Raw genomic sequence first — 23,243 nt, 5'->3', positions numbered from 1 at the left:
ATATAAAAAATGCCGACATCTGCCGGCATTTTTGAGTAACAGCTTTTTATACGGTTGCTTGTTCCAAAGCTTCACCCGCAATGGCGCCGCCATCTTTACGGGTAATGACCACAGTCGCAGAGCGAGGTACTTTGCCTAAACGGCTATAACGCTCGCTTTGGTTGGCTGGCCATGCACCCCCTGGATGCTGAACGTTGACAAAGATCGCTTTATAGTCCGGGGTAATGGTCACGCCGGTAATTTCACAACCCGATGGACCAGTCAAAAAGCGACGAACACGATCATTGCTGAGTTTGGCACCAACAAAGGTTTCCTGTCCTTCTGCTTTGGTACTGGCGGCAATCGCTTTAGCACCATCACCCACAGTACCCGGAAGTGCTGCCAGCATCATGCAGTTGGTTTCATCGGTGTACTGACCATCATCGGTCTGAATCCACAGAATCCCGCGCGGATCGAACCACATGCCGTCCGGGCTGGAGAAGTCATTTAAATCATCCAGACCTGACAGGTTGATGTTAGAGGCAGCACGTGCTTCTGCACCGAACAGGAAAATATCCCAAGCAAAACTTGTCGCTGTAACTGTGTTTTTAGCTTCACTGAAACGAATGATATGACCATTCATGTTTCCTGAGTTGCTAGCTGACGAGCCTTTAAAGTCGATGTAGCTACGTGGGTTGGCTGCATCGGTTGGGTAAGCACGTCCACGGTTACCGTTGTTGGTAAGCGTCACATAGACTTCACCATTTTCGGGATTCACTGCAACCCATTCTGGACGGTCCATTTTGGTCGCACCAACATGGTCAGCAGCAAGACGGGCATTGATGACGATGTCATCCTGGCCTGCAAATGGATAGATTTCATTAGCAGTAGTTAAACCATTTTTGCCATGAGTCAGTTCTAGCCATTCACCTGTACCGTCATCATTGAATTTAGCGACATATAATGTCCCTTTATCCATGTATTTATCACCAGCGGTATAACCACCATTGACGTCTTTTGGATCCCAGACGGCTTCAGAAACAAATTTATAGATATATTCGCCGGTCGCGTCATCACCCATATAGAAAGCTAATGGCTGACCCGGAATAGGGTTACTACATCGGCAGTCCTCGTGTGCAAAACGACCCAGTGCAGTACGTTTAACTGGACGTGTAGTCGCGTTAAATGGATCAATCTCTACAATGAAACCACACGTATTCATGACATTACGATAATCTGCTAAAGCATTTGCGCCTTTAACTGAAATATCCCAACGATCATAAAGTCCTTTATCACCGGTTAATTCAGCAACAGGAGTATTCCAGCGGTATTGAGATGAACGGGCATCAGTACCACCACGACCATAACGTGATAATGAAATTTCTTCTTTTGCAATAGCGCGGGTGTCATTGGCTTGACGAGCGAAATAACCACTCCAGTTTTCTTCAGCCGTTAAGTAAGTTCCCCATGGCGTATAACCATTACCACAATTGGCAAAGGTACCGCGAGTTAACGTCCCATCTGGTGAGAAAATAGTTTTGACTAAGTCAGAACCACGCGCTGGCCCATTAATTTCCATCTCGGTTGCTGCAGTGATACGACGGTTAAAATTAGAATTTAAGTTGATTTTAACGTCTTGTGTATTTGCATCTTTGCTGATCTCAATAACAGAAACACCATGCGCATTCACTTCACGGAGTACCTGATCTTCTGGACGTACACCATCGATGGTAATTGTACCTTCTGGTGTATGGAGCTGAGATTGTTGTAGGTATTCGTGGTTTAGAACAAGTAAACCTTGTGTTGATTCTTTGGCAGCATAATTTTTATTGATTGGATGCATACCGAAGAAGCTCATACCATCATGGTTATCGCCTGAACGGAACTGGTAAGAAGCACCAGAAGCTAAGGTTGCATCGGTCTTTTCTGGATAAGCAGGGTTGATTGGATCGCCTACTGCATACAATACTTTAAGCTCATAACCTTCAGGAACACTGAAGAAGTTTTGGGTATTCTTACGAACCGGTTCAAAGACTAATTTATTCGGACGTGCTTTTAGATCACTCCAGGCATGTTGATCTGGGCTAGTGGTATCTGGCGGTGTAGTTGGATTACTGTCAGGTGTACCAGAATCATTATCATCATCTGAACAACCACTTACTGTTGCTGCAAATGCTAATGCCATTGCCCCACTTGTAGTTTTCGCAATAAAGCTGCGGCGGCTAGTATATTGATCCAGAATCGTTTGGAAGTGCGTGTTGTTTGAGTTGTTACTGTCTTCAACCAGATCCTGGCAAGGTATCATGTCTTCATTTTTCATTTTAAAGTCCCAATTAAAAAATAAGTGCTTGGTGGTGTAGAAGTTTTCAATACCTTAAGCTTGGGATATGACAGTAATCTTAAGGAAATGTTGCATTAAAATTAAATAAATCAGTATTTTATTGAAAATTGGAAACAAAAAGACAGCCAGAGCTGCCTGAGTAAGTCGATATTTTTGTTGTTTTGGATAGTTATTGTTATTCAGTCTTTAACCGACGTTTTTCAATCAGTTTCCCTGCCAGTAAACCCAGTTCAAACAGCAGCCACATCGGGACAGCCAGCATGATCATCGACAGGGCATCCGGAGGTGTGACGAACATTGCCACAAAGAAGCAACCCACAATAATAAAGCGCCGTTTCTTGATCAGAGTCTGTGTCGAAACTGCACCAATCAAGATCAGAACCAGGGTAATAATGGGAATCTCAAAAGTAAAACCAAAGACCAGAAACAGCTTTAAACAGAAGCTAAGATAACTGTTGATGTCGGTCATCGGGGCTACAGTTTCAGGCGAAACACTGATAAAAAAATGCAGAATCGAGGGCAATGCCACAAAGTAGGCAAAGCTGATGCCGGTATAAAAAAGTACGATACTGCCGATCAGAAGCGGCAAGGCCAGGCTCTTTTCCTTGGCATACAGCGCAGGCTTAATAAAGGTCCAGAGCTGATACAGGATGAACGGCATCGCGATCATCAGCGCGACAAAGAAGTTCAGTTTAAAAGGTGCCATGAAGGTTGCAGTGACATCTGTGGCAATCATGGTTGAGCTGGCAGGTAGCTGTGCCCGTAAGGGTTCAGACAACCACTGGTAAGTCTGATTGGCAAAGGGCAATAAGCAGAAAAACAGGCCAATCAGGACAGCAACCACTTTAAACAGATGCTTTCTTAAGATGATCAAATGCTGGGTAATCGGCATCTGTTCGAGGTTCAGTGCTGCAGCATCATTGGAGGCTGGTGTGGTCGGCAAGGATGTCATACGGCCACCTTCATTTCTGTATAGCGTTGTTCGGAAATCACGGTTTGAATTGCTGTAGGCTTGGGTAAATACACGGGTGATACAGGCTGTATCACCGGCTGATAGCTGAGCAAGGGCTGGACAGCTTGCGATTTTATTTTTACTTCATCGCTTACAATCGGCTGCTGCAAATTAGCCACTTGTGTCTGCATCTTGGCCTCCAGTTCCTGAATCCGCTGCATTTCAGCCTGCATCTGTTCACGTAGCTCGGACAGGCGCAATTCACGATCAAGATCATTCTGAACATTGCTCACCATACGCTTGATCTTGCCGTACCATGTTCCGACAAAACGTACTGCTTCCGGAAGCTTATCTGGCCCAAGAACCAAAAGCGCAATAATCCCGAAAATCAGCAGCTCGGTCATTCCGATATTGAGCATAGCGAACTCTTAACTTTTAACCGAATGTTCAGGAGTTTTGACCTGGGCATCAATGGTGCGCGGCTCTGCAAGCTGAGCTTGTTCTGCCTCTTCATCTTTGACTGATTTTTTAAAGTCTTTAATCGCGCCGCCGACGTCTTTACCCAAATTTTTAAGTTTGGATGTGCCGAACAATAAAATCACCACAATTGCAAAAATCAGCACATGCCAAATTGATAATCCTGCCATTATTTTATCCTCTATATTTTATGTACCTATCTCAGCAGGCTTGTATGACAGCGCGGTGACGCTTTGATGACAGTTTGCCGACACGGCAGCAGGGGAATGAATCACTCATATAAAAAAATTCATAATTCAATGAAAAGTATGCTGTGCTAGCATACAGCCTGATATGGAAATCTCAGCAGCATTGTCATGGCCTTGATTCTTCCCCTCCTGTCTTTTCTGATCGGTTATTGGGGTGTGCAATATTTAAAACCGGTTCGCCCTCTCTTGGCAGCTTTATTGGCACGGGTCCTGATTCCGGTACTGATTATTTACAATATGGTGTTTTACCAAGAGGGCAGTTTGTGGTTAATTGCCTTCAGCTTTTTCTGTTCTTGTGTATTCTTTGCCTTATTTTATTTCACCCTGAAAAATAAATTACGTGCTTTATGCCTGAGTTATTTAAATGGGGCATGGCTGGGGATTCCTTTTGCACTGGCGGTTTTTGGACCGCAAGCGACCAGTACTGTAGTGGCGCTGTATATTGGTGGTTCCTTGTTTGGCAATGTCTGTGCGGTGATGGCAGTCAGTGAAGCCAGACAAGATAGCGGCTATATTTTAAAGAATGTGCTGCTCTCACCACCTGTGGTGGCACTGTCTGTAGCAGCTTTATTATCATTTTGGGATTTGAGTCATTGGCAGCAAGTGCCTTGGATAGAGATACTGTATCAGGCCAATAAAGTACTGGTCACTTTTAGCGGCATGTGTGTGCTGGGAATGTGGCTGAGCAATGTGCGGATCAGCCGCTTCGATTTAATGCGCAGTCTGCAACTTATTTTTTGTCGTGGGCTATTTGCTGTTTTACTGTGTGGCGCAGCTTATTTTTATTTGCCGATTCCACAGCAGACGCTGACCTATGCGGTACTGCTGATGTTCTTTTTATTGCCGCCTGCAGCCAATATTGTGGCACTGGAAACCCATTATCAGGGAACGGGCCATTCCGCCAAATATATTGCTTCGGGAACTTTGGCCAGCGCGATCTTGATTGCCTTATATGGGGTAATCGTGCATGCGTTGATGCCTACACTATAGATTCCCTCTCCTTTTAGGAGATGAGAAACGCTGTTTCGCAAGGGGGGAGGTGTATTTTAAAAATCCCTCACCCCAGCCCTCTCCCAAAGGGAGAGGGAAAAAATATGAAAAACTTACTTCGCCAAACTCGCTTTAAACAACTGCATCGCCTGACCGCGATGACTGATTTTATTCTTTTCTTCCTTACTCATTTCTGCACTGGAAATTCCGAGTTCCGGTAACCAGAACAACGGGTCATAGCCAAAACCATTTTCACCACGCGCAGCTTCCAGAATTTCCCCGTGCCAGATACCCTGAAAGACTTGCGGTAAGGGATCTTCGGCATGTTGAACCAGTGCCAGTACGCAAACAAACATGCCCTCAATCACTTCACCATCTTGGCGTAAGGGTTTGAGATCGGCCAGCAGTTTTTCATTATTGGCGGCATCGTTGCCATGCTCACCGGAATAACGAGCCGAGTAAATGCCGGGAGCGCCGCCAAGAACTGGCACACAAATGCCTGAATCATCTGCAATAGCAGGTTTTCCGGAAATTTTAGAAGCATGGCGAGCCTTAATAATCGCATTTTCGACAAAGCTTAGACCATCTTCGATCGCATCTTCGATATTCAACTTGCCCTGGGCCACGACTTCAACCGGCAGTTGTAGCTCGGCAAACAGTTTTTCAAACTCGGCAATTTTACCTTTGTTATTACTTGCCAATATCAGTGTGCCTTGGGATAACCAGTCAGTTGCAGCCATGTCAAAAACTCATTATTAGATAAAGAATGGGTGTTATTTTAGCAACGGATGAAGAATTTGCGGCAATAAAAAAGCACCCGAAGGTGCTATTTATACCATTCAGCTTATTGTGCCTGAATCCATCTGTCGGCACGATCACGCGCCTGACGGATCTGCTCTTGGGTTAAATTCGCCGCCAAGGCAGTTTTTCTGCCTTCCGACAGCGTAATCACCTTATTGTCGAGCATGCCATCACGGGTAGACAGTTCATACCATTGGTAAGCACCCATATAGTTTTTCTTTTTCTCTTCCATCATTGCCAGGTTAAAGCTGGCACGGTTATCGCCACGGCTGGCTGCTTTTTCAAAATACTGACGCGCTAGCGCCTCATCTTTTCTGGTGCCAATGCCATCGGCCAGCATACGGCCGACATTCAGCTGTGCAACCGCCAGACCTTGATCCGCAGCAGCTTTATACCAGGCAAAGGCCTGTCGTTCATCTTTCTGTATATCTTTACCATACTGGTATTTGGTGGCCAGATAAAACTGTGCACCGGCCTGACCGGCTTTCGCTGCTTTAGTCAGACTATTGATATCCATGATGGAATACTGAGCCGCTTGACTGGCAACAGAAGGACTCGGTGCAACATAATCTGCATGGGCTTGCATGCCAAAAAGTCCCGCCAGTAGCGTCGTACTTAATAATAATTTTTTCATAGCGCGCTCACTCGATAAATTGCGACTTCACCAAATAGATTAGGGAGATGCTTGCTTAGCAAACTATCTTCTTGATTCCCGTTCACAGCGAGTCGATTAATAATTTTGATATTATTTTCCGCACAAAGTGCTTCAAAATCACGAAATGTACATAAGTGGATATTCGGGGTGTTATACCACATATACGGCAAGGCTTCAGAAACCGGCATTCTCCCTTTGATTGCCAAGAAAGAACGGGTCTTCCAATGCGCAAAGTTCGGAAAGGTAATAATGGCCTGTTTCCCCACACGCACCATATCACGCAATAATACGTCAGGTGCATCTACAGCCTGCAAAGCTTGTGCCATGACCACATTGTCAAAAGACTGGTCAGCAAAGCGGCTTAAGCCGAGGTTTAAGTCTTGCTGGATGATATTTAACCCGCGACTGACTGCAATTGCAATCTTTTCCTGATCAATTTCTAATCCGTATGCACGAATATCGTGCTTTTTACTCATTTGTGCCAGCAGTTCACCATCGCCACAACCGAGGTCGAGTACGCTAGAACCGGGCTTGATCCACTTTTCAGCGAGTTGTTGATCGATACGCATTATACGGCCTCCTTTGGTGTTGCTTTCAGGTGTTCTTCACCACCCAGGAATGCACGCAAAGATTTTACATAGAGCGGAATAGGGAACAGGAAAGAGTCATGACCCTGTTCGGCATCAATATCCAGATAGCTCACAGGTTTATGGTTGCTAATTAGCGCATCCACGATTTCCTGCGAGCGGGCAGGAGTAAAACGCCAGTCAGTCGTGAATGACACCACCAGGAATTTGCACTGGGTATTGGCCATGGCTTTTTTGAGCGACTGTTCATATTCACGCGACGGATCAAAGTAATCCAGTGCCTTGGTCATGATCAGATAGGTATTGGCATCGAAGTTACGGCTGAACTGCTCACCCTGATAACGCAGATAGCTTTCGACCTGGAATTCGACATCGAAACCATACATAAATTTGCCTGATTTCAAATCGCGGCCAAATTTCTGTTTCATGGCTTCTTCGGACAGGTAAGTAATATGACCGACCATACGCGCCAGAATCAGACCACGTTTTGGATAGCTGTCATTTTCCAGATAACGACCATTATGGAAATCCGGGTCTGACAAAATCGACTGACGTGCCACTTCGTTAAAGGCAATATTCTGTGCAGAAAGCTTTGGAGCGCTGGCAATAATCACGCATTTTCTTAAACGGTTTGGATAATCCACTGACCATTGCAATGCCTGCATACCACCCAGTGAACCGCCAATGATGGCATCCCAGGTATCAATCCCTAAACGATCAGAGAGCAGGGCCTGGGTTTTGACCCAGTCGCGGACCGTAACCAGTGGAAAATCAGGGCCATAAGGACGGTTATCATTTTCAGGGTTTGGCGAGATCGGGCCGGTAGAACCGCTACAGCCACCAATATTATTCAGTGAAACCACAAAGAATTTTGAAGTATCAATGGCTTTGCCGGGGCCAATACATGAATCCCACCAGCCGGCTTTTTTATCATCTGCATGATGATAGCCTGCGGCATGGTGATGACCGGAAAGGGCATGACAAATCAGAATGGCATTGGACTTATCGGCATTGAGTTCGCCATAAGTTTCAACCATCAGTTCAAAACGTGGGAGGATGCGACCGCATTCAAGCTCTAACGGCTCTTCAAATTGGAACTTTTGTGGGACAACAATGCCCACTGAGTCAGCTGGAAAAGACACGGGGAGGATTCGCCTTAAATCTTTAGTATGAATAATAAAAGGATACCATTTGCCGGTATCCTTCTAAAGTCATTTTAGTGCTATGAATTATCGCAAATTCTAATACCGCCGTTTAGACCGCAGCAGCAATCACCTGATCAGTGCTTAAAACACCCTGATCAATCAGACGGTTGGTCGAGGCAATAATTGCTTCGATAGAAGAGGTCACGATGTTGTCATGTACTCCTGCACCAAAGGCAGATTTACCGGTACCTTTCACCTGAAGTTCGATCAAGGCCAAGGCTTTGGCATGGGCGCCAGAACTGATGCTGCGCTCTTCATAGTTTACGACATCAATCGGCAACTGAAGTGCATCCAAAATCGCAGAAATTGGACCATTGCCTTCACCACGAACACGACGTGACTGGCCATCAATTTCAAGATCAAGCTCAATCACCTGATTGCCATTGTCATCCGACAATTTATAGTTTTTCGCAGAATAGTGAACGTTTTTAGCATCCACATAGGTTTCCTTGAACAACTTCCAGATTTCGGTCGCGCTGATTTCAGTGCCTTGTTCATCGGTACGCTTTTGTACGATCTGAGAGAATTCAATCTGTAAACGACGCGGCAAGATCACGTTGTAGTTCGATTCTAACAAGTAGGCAATACCACCTTTACCTGACTGTGAATTCACACGGATCACGGCGTCATAGTCACGTCCCAAATCTTTCGGGTCGATTGGCAAGTACGGCATATCCCAGATTTCTTCGTTTTTCTGGAACTCAAAACCTTTTTTGATCGCATCCTGATGCGAACCCGAGAATGCAGTGAAGACCAAATCGCCGGCATATGGATGACGCGGGTGCACAGGTAAACCAGTACATTCTTCCACAGTCGCAATGATTTCATTGATGTTGGAGAAGTCTAAGTTTGGTGCTACACCTTGAGTGTACATGTTCAAGGCAATCGCAGCCACGTCGACGTTACCGGTACGTTCGCCATTACCAAATACACAACCTTCGACCCGGTCAGCACCAGCCATAATTGCCAATTCAGAAGCAGCAATGCCACAGCCACGGTCATTATGACAGTGAACTGAAATGATTACGCCGTCACGACGCTGAATGTTACGGTGCATCCATTCGATTTGATCGGCATAGATGTGTGGTCCTGAAACTTCTACGGTTGCAGGCAAGTTCAAAATGACTTTATTGGTCGGTGATGCTTCCCAGATTTCAGTGACGGCATCGCAGACATCTTTTGCAACTTCTAATTCGGTTGCAGTAAAACATTCCGGGCTGTACTGAAATACAAATTCAGTTTCCGGCTGTTTTGCGGCATATTCTTTTACTTTCTGTGCAGCATTAATGGCTAACTGTTTTGCACCTTCTACATCAACATTTAAGACTTTGTTGCGGAATGTCGGCGAGTTGGAATTATAGATATGTACAATGGCACGTTTTGCGCCTTGTAAAGATTCAAAGGTACGTTGAATCAAATGATCACGTGCCTGAACCAATACCTCGATATAAACGTCATCTGGAATATGACCTTCTTCAATCAATTTACGGGTGAAATCGAAGTCAATTTGCGATGCTGAGGGGAAGCCGATTTCAATATGCTTGAAACCGATTTTGACCAGCATCTGGAACATCTTGAATTTCTGCTCCATGTTCATTGGCTCAAAGATCGCTTGGTTACCGTCACGCAGGTCAGTACTCATCCAGATTGGCGCTTTGTTGATTTCATTGTTCGGCCATTGACGGTCTGGTAAGTCCACACGTTGATACATGCGACGGTATTTTTTACTTGGATCAGCCAACATCATGAGAGAGCTCCTTATGCTAACTTGGGTACCGTAATCTTGGTTAAAGCGGTGCGTGGGTCAGCGGCATAGATTTTGTCTATTCATTGGGTTTTAGTGACAGTCTGGTTCAAACCTGAAATATGGTCTAAATATTGGTGGTTTAGCTCTACCAAATGCACTAAATGCCTTACTTATAATTTAAAGTTTAATCCACTTATCCCGAAAAGTTTTTGCTATTTTTATGGATTTTAGTCGTATGGTAATAAAGATTTTCTTATAAAGTTTAAGTGTTGAAAAATATTTTCACTTATTTTAAATATCGTATTTTATATTTTCTTGATTTGGACATAATGCGTTATTTATTACGTTCAATAGTGCCATAACGCAGTATATTTTGATAAAAAATAAATCCAGTGATTTCCAAAGATCATTGAAGACAGAGCCTCTTTTAAAGTTCAGCCCATTTACGCATTAAATTATGATACAGATTGGTCAGTTTCATAACTTCTGCATGCTGATCACCCAGCTGCATTCTCAGGTTTTGAATACTCTGATCCAGATTAAACAGCATATGCCGTTCTGCATCATCACGGATCATGCTTTGTACCCAAAAAAATGAAGCAATTCGACAACCGGCAGTGATTGGCGTGACTTCATGCAGGCTGGTCGACGGATACAGAATCATATCACCGGCAGGAAGTTTCACTTCGTGATAACCGTAAGTGTCTTCGACCACCAGTTCACCACCGACGTATTCTTCAGGTTCACTCAAGAAAACCGTACAGGATAAATCCGTTCTAAGGCGTTCATTGCTGCCGCGAATCCGGCGAATCGAATTGTCGACATGAAAGCCGAAAGCTTCATTATTTTCATAGCGGTTAAAAAGCGGGGGAATGATATCCAGCGGAATCGCTGCCGATAAAAACAGAGCATGCTGTCCCAGCGATTCAAGAATGATCGTACTTAAATGCTGGGTCAGGGGATGATCTTCAGGTAATTGCTGATTCTGTTTCACGCTGGCAGAGAGTGTACCCGCGGTGACTTTGCCATTGACCCACTCAATCTTCTTCATCTCCTCACGGAAATATTGCACCTGTTCTTTGTTCAGTACATTTGGAATATGATGCAGCACGAGAAACCCCTGAATAATCGTCTTTTAAAAATAACATAGCCCCCATCAGGAGGCTATGCGGTTGCATTGAATTAATATTTAAAGTTGACTGCTAACACTGCACTACGACCTTCTGCTTCGGTCGCATAGTGAGATGAATAGGCTTTTGTGAAATAACGTTCATCAGACAGGTTGTTGACGTTCAATTGTAAATCAACGTTTTTATTCACGTTATAACGTGCCATGGCATCATAGCGAACATAGCCTGGTACAAACTTGGTATTAGTAGCATTACCATAGACTTTATCCATTGCGACGGCACCAGCACCTAGGGTTAAAGCAGGAGTTACTGCATAAGTAGTCCAAAGGGTTGCACTGTTTTTCGCGACGTTTTGAACCTGATTACCATTACTTCTATTGGAAATGTAGATTGGAGCTGCTGTAGTGCCAATATTTTCATAACCACCATCAACTAACTCACTGTCTAAATAAGTATAACCCGCAGATACAGCCCATTTATCCGTGATGTTGCCATTTACACCAAGCTCAATGCCATCGACACGAGTTTCACCAATATTACTTGTAGTGCCATCATCTCCGGTCGCACGAGTATTGGTTTTTTCTGTACGGAAAATAGCTGCAGTCAGGTTGAGCTTATCATTCAAGACATCCCATTTGGTTCCTAACTCCATGTTCCGGACTTCTTCAGGCTTTAGGTTGTTAATTGCAGCTGTAATCCCTTCAGAACCATCGCCACCATCTACACCGACTGGATTAGACGAAGTCGCATAACTTGCATAGATACTGCCATTTTCAACAGGTTTAAAGGTCAGGCCAGCTTGATAGTTGATAAAGTCTTTATCATTTTCAAGTTTAACAATTGTTCCTGCTGGAGTCGTAGTATTAAAACGACCTGCAAGCATGGTTTGCTCAGTTGAGTAGTCATCCCAACGTACGCCTAAATCTAAAAGCCACTGAGGGGTGAATTCAATACTATTCAGGAAATAAACAGACTTTGATTTGCTTTGAATATTGTACTGGTCGGCACCATTGGTACTTAATGTACCTGTCCATGGCCCACGGTTTGGGTTCTGTACCGAAGTACACCAGCCCGAAGTAATATCACCAGCGTTACAGGCATTGTGTACATTACCTGTAGCGTTAACACCATCGATAATGTATTGGGTACGGTCAGTTTCTTGGTCTGAATATTCGGCACCTAGATTAAAATTATGTTTAAGCATGCCTGTATTAAATTTACCGGTTAAAGCAAGTTGGTCGGTAAAAGCATCAGTATCTGCCACACGTGAGTTGGCACGTGCCCAGACATTACCATTCAGTAAGAAGTTACCTCTTGAATCATCTGGGTTTGTCCAAAGGTAATCATTTTTAGACGTGTTATACACTGCCGTATTGCTAATCGTTAAGTTGTCCGTCAGATCATGTTCTAATTTAAGCGTTCCTGACTGATTTTCCTGTTTCTGGAAATCACGATCTTTCCAGCCATAATATTGACCTTGTTTAATATCAATTGGCTTGCCGTTGCCATTCAATCCTACATTTGCATTTGTGAGCGCAAATGGATTGTTATAAGGAATACCTGAATCAGGTGTGTCATCGGTTTTTAAATAGTAATAACTTAAAGTCGCGCGAGTAGGGGTGTCCAGACCAAAGCTAATACTCGGTGCAATACCGGCACGTTTATATTCTGCACCGTCTTTCTGGCCTGCTTTTTCATTTTGATGCCCCATGACTGCAACACGTGCCGCAATACCATTACCAAAGTCTTTGTTACCATCTAAAGTAATACGTTGATAATTGTCAGTGCCGCCAGCGACCGAACCTTCTAGAAAATCGCCCGCTTTAGCGACTTTAGAAATCATGTTAATGCTACCGCCAGTGGTACCTGCACCGCCCATGGCAGAAGCAGAACCTTTGGTCACTTCAACTTGTTCTACCGCAAACATTTCACGGTTTTGTGAGGTGGCATTACGAACGCCGTCTACATACATCGAGCTTTCAGAGTTATAACCACGAATAAATGGACGGTCACCATTCGGATTACCACCTTCACCTGCACCCAAGGTAATCCCCGGAACTGTACGCAGTGCATCAGCTAAAGTCGTCACTTGGGTATCTGCAATCAGCTGTTTTGAAATTACTGAAACTGACTTTGGGGTGTCGAGTAAAGGCGCTACAAATTTGCTATTCGCAGATTGATCTACTTTTAAGCTGGGTGCTTGTTCAGCTTTAACCTCTTGATGAATAGTTTCTAACTGGATCACCTGTTCTTCGGCCATCGCAGATCCAGCTACCATTGATAAAGATGAAACAATTGCAGAGGAAACGATTTTTTTACGTGTTTTAATGAAGGTCATGTTGAACCTAATAAATGAATACTAAAAATGTATGCGAATAATAATGATTCTTGTTTTTATTTTTATCTTTTTATCATGGGAATTCATGATCTTTAAGAAAATATTAAATGAGTTTTTAAATGTAATGATATAACAATATCTACTTAAGTTTTTGATTTTAATAAATATTGAAAAATTAATCTGATTATTAAATTTTTATTGAGAATAATGATGTCTATAGAAGGGCATAAATTAGTAATATTTTGGAAAGTGTTGATCGCACAATAAGAAAAAACCCTGCCAAGGCAGGGTTTAATTTAATAGTTTAATTAGAATTTAAAAGTAGTGCTGAGTTGAACACGGCGACCTTCTTGGGTGTTTACATATTCATTATATGCACCGTCTGCAATTGACATATATTTATTAAAGTCTTTATCGAAAACGTTATATAAAGCTACGCCTAAATCCCAATTATCATTTACCGTATAATTTGTACCAAGGTGCATTAAGGCATAACCTTTAAAGTCTCCTAAAGTATTGAATACTTTTTGATCGGTAGCGCTTAAGTTGTCATAAACTTGCCCAGGATAACGGTCACGTTCACTACGATACTCACCACGTGCCCATAATTGCAGTTGATCAGCGGCTTGCCATCTTAAAGTGGCATTTGCAATATGTTTAGGTGTATCTGTAAATGATGGATTACCTAGTTCAGAATCTTTAATCTCAGTTTCTGTCCAAGTATAGTTGGCATTAAGTTTCCAATCCGGGGCAAAATCCCAGTTGAAACCCGTTTCGATACCATACATTTCTGCTTTTTGAGCATTTACTGGACGAGCAACATTCCAGCCACGAGTACCTGTATCACCACTTTGCATTAACCAAGGTGTACCGACACTTGCCATAAATGCTTCACAATCAGCTTTATTTATATTGGCATCGCAACGGAATTCAGGTAAGCCTGTAATAATTTTATTTTCAATTTCACTGTAGAAAGCTGTGATATTAAAATCAAAGTTAGTATTACTAGAAAAATAAGTACCAATTTCAAAGTTGTTACTTGTTTCAGGTTTTAAATTTGGATTACCAAAGGTAGGTGTTCGACCTTGCCCACTTACGTTGTAAATACCATCAGTAAGACGTTCTAGACGTGGGGCTTTATAACCTTCACTATAACCACCTTTGAATGTCCAATTTTCATTTGCGTTCCACACTAAGTAAGCACGTGGTGTCCAAAAGTCACCAAAAGTACTATGTTCGTCAAAGCGTAAACCAAGTGTAAGTGCTAACGAATCATTAAGTGCCCAAGTATCTTCTGCAAATAAGCCGAGTTGGTCAAAACTCACTTCTTTGTTGACACGTAAACCATCTTTAATACTTGCATCCCACCATTGACCACCTAGGGTAATATTATGTCCATCAATAGCTTGAGTTGTGAATTTAGTATCGAAAATTAAATCTTCACTTTCTAATAAACGAGGGTTTTCTTCTAAAGAGCCTGCTTGAGCACGCGACGGAATTAAACGTCCTACAGTTTCACTAGTATTGTAAGTTAAACTGTTATCTAGAGTACCAATCGTATTGCGCCATTGATGTGCAGCAACATACTTGTCACGATTGAATTCCATGGTGTCTGCATAACCACCATTTGCACCTACAGTGCCTAACTGGAAACCAGAAGAAATACTTGGGTTTTCATATGTTTGGCGTTGAGATTCAATATCTAAAGAAATATCATGATCGCTTGTAGGCGTTAAGGTTAGACGTGCGCCGATAGTGTCCATCTTACCTTCGGCAGGGCTTTGGCCACCACTTAAAGACTCTCCCTCGTCAATATTTTGAGTAATTGAAGACTCATCACGTTCCCAATGTTTAGCTCTAATCTGAAGACCCAATAAGTCTTTTATCAAAGGGCCAGAACCATAAAAATCAATGCTACGTTGGTTGCCGAAGTCTGAATAATTTGGATTGAGCGTTCCATCTAAAGTTACAGAACCTGTCCAAGTATCAGCCACTTTTTTAGTAATAATATTGACTACACCCCCCATAGCATCTGAACCATAAAGTGTAGAAGCTGGGCCTTTAATCACTTCAATCCGTTCAATTGCAGAAATAGGTGGAATAAAATTATTATTTGTCTCACCAAAACCGTTTGGTGAAATATCGCCGGTACTATTTTGGCGACGTCCATCAATAAGAATTAAAGTATATTCTGGACTCATACCACGGATACGAATATTTAAACCGCCAGTCTTACCTGCTTCTGGTGAAACATCGACACCCTCTACATCAGCAAGAGCATCAGCGATAGAAGTAATGCGTTTAGTTTTAAAATCTTCTTCTGTTAGAACTGTAATAGATGCTGGAGCATCTTTAATTTTCTGTTCATATCCCGCCGCTGAAACCACAATCGTAGACATTTGATGTGTTGTTGTAGGAGTCGCTGTCTCGTTCACAGTCTCTGCGAAAGCAGATGTTGCTGTAACCCCAAGAATTGCCAATGTAAGTGGACGAAGACTAAAACTATGCATGACCAAATTCCCGAACCGAAGAATAAATTAGTATTGTTGCTCAAATAAGAAACTGGATATTAATGATAGTGTTTATCATTTGCAATAAAAATATACATTTTCTCCATTTAAATTGGGTTGACTGGGCATCTGGAAAGATGGCAATTCAAATAAAAAAAGGGCTTAAAAACTGGAACTCGCGCGTATTTTTTGTATATCCTTAAATGTTGTCATATAATGTGGCACATTTTTATAAACCTGTTATAACCTAATATATAGAGGAAGCCATGCAAGTAACTTCTGAAGCGGTTTCGGGCGTTGCCCGTCGTTTAAATGTTTCTGTACCGACGAGCCGTATTAATGAGCAATTTGAAGCTCGTTTAAAACGCACTGCTAAAACTGCGAAGATCAACGGCTTCCGTCCAGGTAAAGTGCCTGTAAACGTAGTTCGTCGTGAATACGGCGCGGGTATCTACCAAGAAGTAGTAAACGATATTATTCGTGACACAGTTTTCGAAGCGATCCAGCAAGAAAAAATCAATGCTGTGGGCATGCCAAACATCGAAAAAACTGAAATGAAAGACGACGCTTTAGTTTATGAAGCGACTGTTGAAGTTTATCCAGAAATCGAAGTGAAATTCGACGGCTTGGAAGTTGAGCGTAAAGCAGCTGAAGTAAATGACAAAGATGTTGAGAAGATGATTGAAAATCTTCAAAAACAACGTGCTGCTTGGGCTGAAACAAAAGGCATGGCTAAAAAAGACATGCAAGTAACTTTTGATTTCGAAGGTTCAATCGACGGCGAAAAATTTGAAGGTGGTTCTGCGGAAGACTTCAAACTTGTTCTAGGTTCTGGTCGTATGATCCCTGGCTTCGAAGACGGTATCGTTGGTATGAAGAAAGGCGAAGAGAAAGTGATTGATGTAACTTTCCCTGAAGACTACCAAGCTGAAAACCTTGCTGGTAAACAAGCTCAATTCAAAATCACTGTGAAGCTTGTTGAAAAACAAAAACTTCCAGAAATCGATGCTGAATTCCTGAAAATCTTCGGTGTATCTGAAGAAGAAGGCGTTGAGAAGTTAAAAGCTGACGTTCGTAAAAACATGGAACGTGAAGTGAAGAATGGCCTTCGCAACCAGGTTAAAGGCGCGACTTTCGATGCATTAGTTGCTGCAAACGAAGTTGAACTTCCAGCTACTATGCTTGCTCAAGAAATTGACCGTCAACGTCAACAAATGATCCAGCAGTTCACACAGCAGTTTGGTGCTCAAGGTGCGAAAGCATTTGATTCAAGCATGCTTCCAGACGAATTGTTCAAAGAACAAGCTGAAAAATCTGTAAAACTTGGCGTACTTGTAAGCCGTGTTTTAGCTGATGCGAAAATTGAAGTAGATGCTGCACGCGTTGAAGCGTACATCGAAGACATGGCTTCTTCTTATGAAGATCCAAACGAAGTAATTGAATACTTCAAAAACGATGCGCAACAACGTGCCCAAATCGAAGCAGTTGTACTAGAAGACCAAGTTGTTGATTACATTTTGGCTTCTGCTAAAGTAACTGATGCGACTGTAAGCTATGAAGACTTATTGAAAGAGCAGCAAGCTCGTCAACAAGGCTAATTTAGCTTTCGATAAAAAAGGCGCTTAATGCGCCTTTTTTTCATATTGATGCCTGAAAAAAGCATTTCTGTTTTTCACAAAACTAATGCAAAAAATATAATGGATTTGTTGGCGAATTTTTTGCAATTTCAGTGATTATCCCTCATATTGTGATTATGGGTTAGGTCACAAAAAATTTAGGAATAAATAAACGTATGTATGTTCCAACGATTGAAAACGCTTTAGTGCCAATGGTGGTAGAACAATCCTCTCGTGGTGAGCGTTCTTTTGATATTTATTCACGCCTTTTGCGTGAACGTGTAATTTTTATGACGGGCGAAGTTGAAGACAACATGGCGAACCTGATCGTTGCGCAAATGTTGTTTTTAGAGGCGGAAAATCCAGATAAAGATATTCATCTATATATCAATTCACCAGGCGGTTCGGTAACTGCAGGTATGGCGATTTATGACACCATGCAGTTTATCAAACCAGATGTCGTAACGTACTGCATGGGTCAGGCAGCATCAATGGGTGCGTTCCTGCTGAATGCCGGTACCAAAGGTAAGCGTTATTGCCTTGAAAATGCCCGTGTCATGATTCACCAACCATTGGGTGGTTTCCGTGGTCAGGCTTCAGATATTGAAATTCATGCGCGTGAGATCCTGTTTATTAAAGAGCGTTTAAACCGTTTAATGGCTGAACACAGCGGTCAGGATTATGAGAAAGTTGCACGTGATACAGACCGTGACAACTTTATGACTGCTCAGCAAGCGAAAGAATACGGTCTTGTGGACGAAGTTTTAACTAAACGTCCATAAGTTTTAAAGATTGAGATAGTGGAGTAAATATGTCCGAACATCCTCAAGGACAAAAGCATTGTTCATTTTGCGGTAAAACGCAGTCTGAAGTCGGGAAGCTGATTGCAGGCGAGGACGCATACATTTGTAACGAATGTGTGGACGTATGCTTAGATTTGGTTCAAACCAGTCAGCAGGTGGAAACCAATGACTGGGCCAATCGTCCTTTGCCGAAACCGCATGAAATTCGTGCGGCCTTGGATCAATATGTGATTGGTCAGGACGTCGCGAAAAAAACCTTGTCAGTTGCGGTCTATAACCATTACAAGCGCTTGAAAGTGCAAAATAATGGCAAGAAAGCTGATGATTCAGTCGAGCTTTCAAAAAGTAATATTATGTTGGTTGGTCCGACAGGATCGGGCAAAACCTTGCTTGCACAAACGCTGGCACGTCTTCTTGATGTTCCATTTGCCATGGCAGATGCAACGACACTGACCGAAGCCGGTTATGTGGGTGAAGATGTAGAAAACATCGTACAGAAGCTTTTGCAAAAAGCAGATTACGATGTCGAAAAAGCGCAAAAGGGGATTATCTATATCGATGAAATCGACAAGATTACCCGCAAGTCTGAAAACCCATCCATCACGCGTGATGTATCGGGTGAAGGCGTTCAGCAAGCATTATTGAAAATGATTGAAGGCACGGTTGCATCAATTCCGCCACAAGGTGGACGTAAGCATCCGCAGCAGGAATTCATTCAGATTGATACCTCGAACATCCTGTTTATCTGTGGTGGTGCATTCTCAGGACTTGAGAAAATTGTGCAGCAGCGTCAGGAAAAAGGTGGCATCGGCTTTACTGCAGAAGTGCGTAAAAAAGATGAAACCAAGAAACTGTCCGACTTGTTCCGTCAAGTTGAAGCAACTGATCTGGTAAAATTTGGTTTGATTCCAGAATTTATTGGTCGTTTGCCAGTGATTGCCACTTTAGACGAGTTGGATGAAGAAGCACTGATGCAGATTCTGACTGAGCCGAAGAACGCTTTGACCCGTCAGTATCAACATCTATTTGATATGGAAGATGTGGATCTGGTTTTTGAAGAATCGGCATTACGTGCAGTGGCTAAGAAAGCAGTTGAGCGTAATACAGGTGCACGTGGTCTACGTTCGATCCTAGAAAATTCATTGCTGGAAACCATGTATGACTTGCCAAGCCGTAGCGATGTCGGCACTGTCGTCATCAATGAAGCCGTGATTAAAGGTGAAGCAGAGCCGGAATACCGTGCCGAGCGTCAGCCACATGATCAGCAAGAGACTGCGACAAAAATAGATTTAAAGGTCGTGAATAGCAAATCCGCTTAATTGCTATTCGTCCGAAACGTGCGAAAACTCCGTGTTTTCGCACGTTTTTTATTTCCAAAAATAAAGCTCGGTGTTAATCTGATTCACTAGGCGTGGATGCCTAAAACTTATAAAAAACAAATCGCAAAGCACTTGCATACAAAAGAATAAAGACGCAGTGAGGGATAAGCATGCGTGGAGTCGCAATTGTACTCATCAGCAGTTTGGCATTGCTGGGGTGTCATGGTAAGAAAGCCGTCGTTGAGCCTACACAGCCACTCAGCACTTTAAAAAATATCGATCTTGAAAAAAAACCGGGCTTTGTCGAGCAGCATCGTATCGGCATGTTCACCATTGGCGGTTGGGTCAATCAAAAGCAGGGCAACCAGTTTCAGACGGTGAAACCGCAGCATGATGAAGCCGCCATCGTGTATTTATACCGGCCCGATTCTAAATGGAATCGTCAGGAAATTGTTGCTGCCAGCCTATTTATTAATCAAGAACATATTCCAAGCTTATTGCACAACCATTATTACTGGATTGAAGTGCCTGCAGGGACCTATCGTTTGAGTACCAGTCGACCGCTAGGCGCGCTGCATTTCCAGAAACCTAAATATCTGGATTTTACTGTCGAAGCGGGACAGTCTTATTTTATTAAATATGATGAAGAGAATATCAGTACACGCCGGAGTGTTTCAGGGCCACTCATGCTGATGCCGGAAAAAGTTGGTCTGAATGAAATTGCTTTTACTCAGCTAAAATCAGACAGTTTTAACTTCGTGGCACAAGATCAGGAAACTGGCCAGATTCGTAAAAAAGCCCAAAAAATTGAACCGACTGCTTATGATCCATCATTGGATGTACAGCTAAAAGCACCTTTTAAACTTTGGGATCCACGGACTTGGTAATTGACATTTTATTGAGAAAATATAATAAAAAAGCACCCTGAATGGGTGCTTTTTTATACAGATTTAATTAGCCCGCAGCAGCGTCAACTACTGGAATCTTACCAATTTTTGCTTGCCAGATTTTAGGTGCAGTCGCGTGAATAGAAGTACCATTCACATCAACCGCTACAGATACCGGCATATCTTTTACCACAAACTTGTAAATTGCTTCCATGCCTAGGTCAGCAAAGGCAACCACTTCAGCTTCGCGAATAGCTTTAGACACGAGGTAAGCAGCACCACCGACAGCCATCAGGTAAGTTGCCTGGTTGTCTTTAATGGCTTCAACGGCAGCAGGACCACGGTCTGCTTTACCGATCATGCCGAACATGCCAGTTGCTTCAAGAACTTGACGCGTAAATTTATCCATACGCGTAGCCGTTGTTGGGCCAGCAGGGCCTACAACTTCGTCGCCGACTGGATCAACAGGGCCAACGTAGTAGATAAACTTGCCTTTCAGATCAACAGGAAGTTCTTCACCGTTGTTCAGCATGTCGACCATACGTTTGTGTGCAGCATCACGACCTGTATAGATTGTACCGTTAAGAAGAAGTGTATCGCCTGGTTTCCAGCTATTCATTTCTTCTTGGGTAATCGTGTCAAGGTCAACACGTTTAGAAGATGAAGAATCCCAAGTCACAGCAGGGTAGTCTTCAAGTTTAGGTGCTTGAATATGTGCAACACCTGTACCATCTAACTGGAAGTGTGCATGACGAGTCGCAGCACAGTTCGGGATCATACCAACTGGTTTACCTGCAGCATGACATGGATAATCTTTGATTTTAATATCAAGTACAGTGGTTAAACCGCCAAGACCTTGTGCACCAATACCCAAAGCATTTACTTTTTCGAAGATTTCGATACGAAGCTCTTCCATTTTGCTTTGTGGACCACGACGAAGCAATTCGTCCATGTTGATCTCTTCCATCAATGCTTCTTTGGCAAGCATCATGGCTTTTTCAGCAGTACCACCGATCCCGATTCCCAGCATACCTGGTGGACACCAGCCTGCACCCATGGTTGGAACAGTTTTCAGTACCCAATCCACGATTGAATCAGATGGGTTTAACATTGCCAGTTTAGATTTGTTTTCTGAACCGCCACCTTTGGCTGCCACAGTGATATCTACTTTATTACCAGGCACAAGCTTGTGGTAAATCACGGCAGGAGTGTTGTCTTTGGTATTTTTACGACCAAATGCAGGATCGGCTAGAACTGATGCACGAAGCACGTTCGAGTTTTCTAAATAACCCTGACGTACGCCTTCATTGATTGCATCATCCAAACTCATGGTTAAATCGAATTTAACGTCCATGCCCACTTCAACAAATACGTTGACGATACCGGTATCTTGACAGATTGGGCGGTGGCCTTCTGCACACATGCGTGAGTTAATTAAGATTTGTGCGATCGCATCTTTAGCAGCTTTGTTCTCTTCACGATCATACGCACGGCTCATCGCTTGGATAAAGTCTTGTGGGTGATAGTAAGAAATGAACTGAAGCGCATCTTTAACCGATGTGATCAAGTCATCTTGCTTGATAATAGTTGTCATACAAATATCTCTTGAGCGGGCTGATAGCTAGCGGGCTAAATTATAAGACAAAAGAATCGGGTTGTGGGCATTTTGGGCGAGCATTGGCCGAAAGTTTATAGTTTAAGCAATCTGAGCAAGGACTTTAGCTATTCAATGGGTCAAATATGACAGCAAGTTGTCATATTCAGTGTCATATTTTAGATGAAAAATACGCATAATTTTTCTGATTTTATGTTAAGTATTTGAATTTTATTGTTTATTTAAAATTTAATAAAAAACCAGATTGTCATATAACTGTCATAAAACTTTTACATAATGCAGCTATTGAAACGGGAGATCCTAACAATGGTTACAGGTATTTTGATGGCAGCTGGTTTTTGTGTATATATCGCTGCAACTTGGATGTATGGTCAGAAAGAAGAGCAAGCCTAAGCTTATCTTCTTTCTCCTATTTTAAAATCTCAAAGAATTAAGCTATCTTCAAATCTTCAAATCTTCAAATCTTCAAATCTTCAAATCTTCAAATCTTCAAATCTTCAAATCTTCAAATCCAGTTCATCAAACTATAAAAACATTTGAAAACTCAAATTTAAAAAGTATCTTTCCTATAGCTTACTCAAGCCATGTTGACCATTTACATTTTTAACCCAGAAAAACTCAAAGCCTGAAAACCCTTACACATGCGGCATTTTTTATTGCTTAGACTGTTTCTCTCAACTTCTAGAAACAGGCAAGTAGAATGAACAATTTTAATGCAAGTGATATTAAAGAACATGCTTCAGTCATTGCTTCATGTGGTACTCAAGTCGGGAAGGTGGACCATTTAGAAGGTCAGGATTCAATTAAATTAACAAGAAGTGATGATGAAAATAATGAGCATCATCTGATTCCCTTGAGTTGGGTAAGTGAAATCAAAGACGATAGCGTCGTGCTCAATAAAACTGCGGAAGAGGTACGTAAAGAGTGGACTACCTTATAAGAAATTAAAGTTAGTGGACTGAAAAGCAGGGCTGCTTCAGCTTAATTTTTTATGTCACAGACTTTATGAGTAACCGTTGAAAATGCCAGTTCGAAAGACTGGC

General features: G+C 42.6%; 19 protein-coding genes. 6 read left to right on the top strand and 13 right to left on the bottom strand.

What is annotated here, in order from left to right; translation table 11 throughout:
* Positions 1-46: 46 nt before the first annotated feature.
* The 4 genes from MTX11_RS02375 to tatA form a co-directional block, all read right to left on the bottom strand.
* Positions 47-2,299 (bottom strand): PhoX family protein, encoded by a 2,253-nt coding sequence (locus MTX11_RS02375; protein ID WP_243474259.1) that lies wholly within the window; start codon positions 2,297-2,299, stop codon positions 47-49.
* 196 nt (positions 2,300-2,495) lie between these two features.
* A complete protein-coding gene (gene tatC / locus MTX11_RS02370; protein ID WP_243474258.1) occupies positions 2,496-3,272 on the bottom strand; it encodes a twin-arginine translocase subunit TatC in 777 nt (258 codons plus the stop codon).
* Positions 3,269-3,691, bottom strand: coding sequence for a Sec-independent protein translocase protein TatB (gene tatB / locus MTX11_RS02365; RefSeq protein WP_243474257.1), 423 nt, complete (start codon positions 3,689-3,691; stop codon positions 3,269-3,271). Before tatB ends, tatC begins: the two co-directional genes overlap by 4 nt.
* A gap of 9 nt (positions 3,692-3,700) precedes the next feature.
* Positions 3,701-3,919: a Sec-independent protein translocase subunit TatA gene (tatA, locus tag MTX11_RS02360; RefSeq protein WP_005245949.1), complete on the bottom strand. Its 219-nt coding sequence runs from the start codon at positions 3,917-3,919 to the stop codon at positions 3,701-3,703.
* A 186-nt stretch (positions 3,920-4,105) separates the two neighbouring features.
* Between tatA and MTX11_RS02355 the strand changes: the two genes are divergently transcribed.
* Complete coding sequence (locus tag MTX11_RS02355; RefSeq protein WP_138743115.1) at positions 4,106-4,987, top strand: AEC family transporter; 882 nt, start codon at positions 4,106-4,108, stop codon at positions 4,985-4,987.
* Between the two features lie 113 nt (positions 4,988-5,100).
* On the opposite strand, the gene rdgB is transcribed toward MTX11_RS02355, so the two are convergent.
* The 8 genes from rdgB to MTX11_RS02315 form a co-directional block, all read right to left on the bottom strand.
* Entirely contained in the window at positions 5,101-5,727 is a 627-nt protein-coding gene (gene rdgB, locus MTX11_RS02350) for an RdgB/HAM1 family non-canonical purine NTP pyrophosphatase (protein ID WP_243474256.1), read from the bottom strand.
* A gap of 104 nt (positions 5,728-5,831) precedes the next feature.
* Positions 5,832-6,422 (bottom strand): tetratricopeptide repeat protein, encoded by a 591-nt coding sequence (locus tag MTX11_RS02345; RefSeq protein ID WP_004647420.1) that lies wholly within the window; start codon positions 6,420-6,422, stop codon positions 5,832-5,834.
* Entirely contained in the window at positions 6,419-7,012 is a 594-nt protein-coding gene (gene metW, locus MTX11_RS02340; protein ID WP_004278415.1) for a methionine biosynthesis protein MetW, read from the bottom strand. The genes MTX11_RS02345 and metW overlap by 4 nt, the downstream gene beginning before the upstream one ends.
* A complete protein-coding gene (gene metX / locus MTX11_RS02335; protein WP_071852261.1) occupies positions 7,012-8,172 on the bottom strand; it encodes a homoserine O-succinyltransferase MetX in 1,161 nt (386 codons plus the stop codon). The genes metW and metX overlap by 1 nt, the downstream gene beginning before the upstream one ends.
* Before the next feature lie 112 nt (positions 8,173-8,284).
* A complete protein-coding gene (leuA, locus tag MTX11_RS02330) occupies positions 8,285-9,982 on the bottom strand; it encodes a 2-isopropylmalate synthase (protein ID WP_005250679.1) in 1,698 nt (565 codons plus the stop codon).
* Between the two features lie 427 nt (positions 9,983-10,409).
* Complete coding sequence (locus tag MTX11_RS02325) at positions 10,410-11,093, bottom strand: Fe2+-dependent dioxygenase (RefSeq protein ID WP_243474255.1); 684 nt, start codon at positions 11,091-11,093, stop codon at positions 10,410-10,412.
* Between the two features lie 71 nt (positions 11,094-11,164).
* A complete protein-coding gene (locus MTX11_RS02320) occupies positions 11,165-13,450 on the bottom strand; it encodes a TonB-dependent receptor (RefSeq protein ID WP_243474254.1) in 2,286 nt (761 codons plus the stop codon).
* Positions 13,451-13,758: 308 nt separating this feature from the next.
* On the bottom strand, positions 13,759-15,960 hold the full coding sequence (locus MTX11_RS02315) for a TonB-dependent receptor domain-containing protein (RefSeq protein WP_243474253.1): 2,202 nt from the start codon (positions 15,958-15,960) through the stop codon (positions 13,759-13,761).
* A gap of 266 nt (positions 15,961-16,226) precedes the next feature.
* Here MTX11_RS02315 and tig point away from each other — a divergent pair, with 266 nt between their 5' ends.
* The 4 genes from tig (at position 16,227) to MTX11_RS02295 (ending at position 20,585) form a co-directional block, all read left to right on the top strand.
* Positions 16,227-17,558 (top strand): trigger factor, encoded by a 1,332-nt coding sequence (gene tig, locus MTX11_RS02310; protein WP_243474252.1) that lies wholly within the window; start codon positions 16,227-16,229, stop codon positions 17,556-17,558.
* A 194-nt stretch (positions 17,559-17,752) separates the two neighbouring features.
* Positions 17,753-18,358, top strand: a complete 606-nt coding sequence (gene clpP / locus MTX11_RS02305; RefSeq protein WP_004647427.1) for an ATP-dependent Clp endopeptidase proteolytic subunit ClpP — start codon at positions 17,753-17,755, stop codon at positions 18,356-18,358.
* 29 nt (positions 18,359-18,387) lie between these two features.
* On the top strand, positions 18,388-19,698 hold the full coding sequence (gene clpX / locus MTX11_RS02300) for an ATP-dependent protease ATP-binding subunit ClpX (protein WP_004278407.1): 1,311 nt from the start codon (positions 18,388-18,390) through the stop codon (positions 19,696-19,698).
* A gap of 170 nt (positions 19,699-19,868) precedes the next feature.
* On the top strand, positions 19,869-20,585 hold the full coding sequence (locus tag MTX11_RS02295; RefSeq protein ID WP_004729543.1) for a DUF2846 domain-containing protein: 717 nt from the start codon (positions 19,869-19,871) through the stop codon (positions 20,583-20,585).
* A 67-nt stretch (positions 20,586-20,652) separates the two neighbouring features.
* On the opposite strand, the gene MTX11_RS02290 is transcribed toward MTX11_RS02295, so the two are convergent.
* A complete protein-coding gene (locus MTX11_RS02290) occupies positions 20,653-22,179 on the bottom strand; it encodes a fumarate hydratase (protein WP_004278405.1) in 1,527 nt (508 codons plus the stop codon).
* 721 nt (positions 22,180-22,900) lie between these two features.
* Here MTX11_RS02290 and MTX11_RS02285 point away from each other — a divergent pair.
* Positions 22,901-23,140: a DUF2171 domain-containing protein gene (locus MTX11_RS02285; protein WP_004729548.1), complete on the top strand. Its 240-nt coding sequence runs from the start codon at positions 22,901-22,903 to the stop codon at positions 23,138-23,140.
* The last annotated feature ends 103 nt before the right edge of the window (positions 23,141-23,243 follow it).

This window comes from Acinetobacter lwoffii (assembly GCF_022809915.1).
Lineage (GTDB): Bacteria > Pseudomonadota > Gammaproteobacteria > Pseudomonadales > Moraxellaceae > Acinetobacter > Acinetobacter lwoffii_M.
The sequence above is the reverse complement of the archived record's forward strand: the minus strand, read 5'-3'. Positions and strand labels throughout refer to the sequence as shown.

What these genes read in the sequence shown, in the direction of transcription:
- MTX11_RS02375 (WP_243474259.1), bottom strand. Translation starts at nt 2,299, where the DNA reads ATGAAAAATGAAGACATGATACCTTGCCAGGATCTGGTTGAAGACAGT.
- tatC (WP_243474258.1), bottom strand. Translation starts at nt 3,272, where the DNA reads ATGACATCCTTGCCGACCACACCAGCCTCCAATGATGCTGCAGCACTG.
- tatB (WP_243474257.1), bottom strand. Translation starts at nt 3,691, where the DNA reads ATGCTCAATATCGGAATGACCGAGCTGCTGATTTTCGGGATTATTGCG.
- tatA (WP_005245949.1), bottom strand. Translation starts at nt 3,919, where the DNA reads ATGGCAGGATTATCAATTTGGCATGTGCTGATTTTTGCAATTGTGGTG.
- MTX11_RS02355 (WP_138743115.1), top strand. Translation starts at nt 4,106, where the DNA reads ATGGCCTTGATTCTTCCCCTCCTGTCTTTTCTGATCGGTTATTGGGGT.
- rdgB (WP_243474256.1), bottom strand. Translation starts at nt 5,727, where the DNA reads ATGGCTGCAACTGACTGGTTATCCCAAGGCACACTGATATTGGCAAGT.
- MTX11_RS02345 (WP_004647420.1), bottom strand. Translation starts at nt 6,422, where the DNA reads ATGAAAAAATTATTATTAAGTACGACGCTACTGGCGGGACTTTTTGGC.
- metW (WP_004278415.1), bottom strand. Translation starts at nt 7,012, where the DNA reads ATGCGTATCGATCAACAACTCGCTGAAAAGTGGATCAAGCCCGGTTCT.
- leuA (WP_005250679.1), bottom strand. Translation starts at nt 9,982, where the DNA reads ATGATGTTGGCTGATCCAAGTAAAAAATACCGTCGCATGTATCAACGT.
- MTX11_RS02320 (WP_243474254.1), bottom strand. Translation starts at nt 13,450, where the DNA reads ATGACCTTCATTAAAACACGTAAAAAAATCGTTTCCTCTGCAATTGTT.
- MTX11_RS02315 (WP_243474253.1), bottom strand. Translation starts at nt 15,960, where the DNA reads ATGCATAGTTTTAGTCTTCGTCCACTTACATTGGCAATTCTTGGGGTT.
- tig (WP_243474252.1), top strand. Translation starts at nt 16,227, where the DNA reads ATGCAAGTAACTTCTGAAGCGGTTTCGGGCGTTGCCCGTCGTTTAAAT.
- clpP (WP_004647427.1), top strand. Translation starts at nt 17,753, where the DNA reads ATGTATGTTCCAACGATTGAAAACGCTTTAGTGCCAATGGTGGTAGAA.
- clpX (WP_004278407.1), top strand. Translation starts at nt 18,388, where the DNA reads ATGTCCGAACATCCTCAAGGACAAAAGCATTGTTCATTTTGCGGTAAA.
- MTX11_RS02295 (WP_004729543.1), top strand. Translation starts at nt 19,869, where the DNA reads ATGCGTGGAGTCGCAATTGTACTCATCAGCAGTTTGGCATTGCTGGGG.
- MTX11_RS02290 (WP_004278405.1), bottom strand. Translation starts at nt 22,179, where the DNA reads ATGACAACTATTATCAAGCAAGATGACTTGATCACATCGGTTAAAGAT.
- MTX11_RS02285 (WP_004729548.1), top strand. Translation starts at nt 22,901, where the DNA reads ATGAACAATTTTAATGCAAGTGATATTAAAGAACATGCTTCAGTCATT.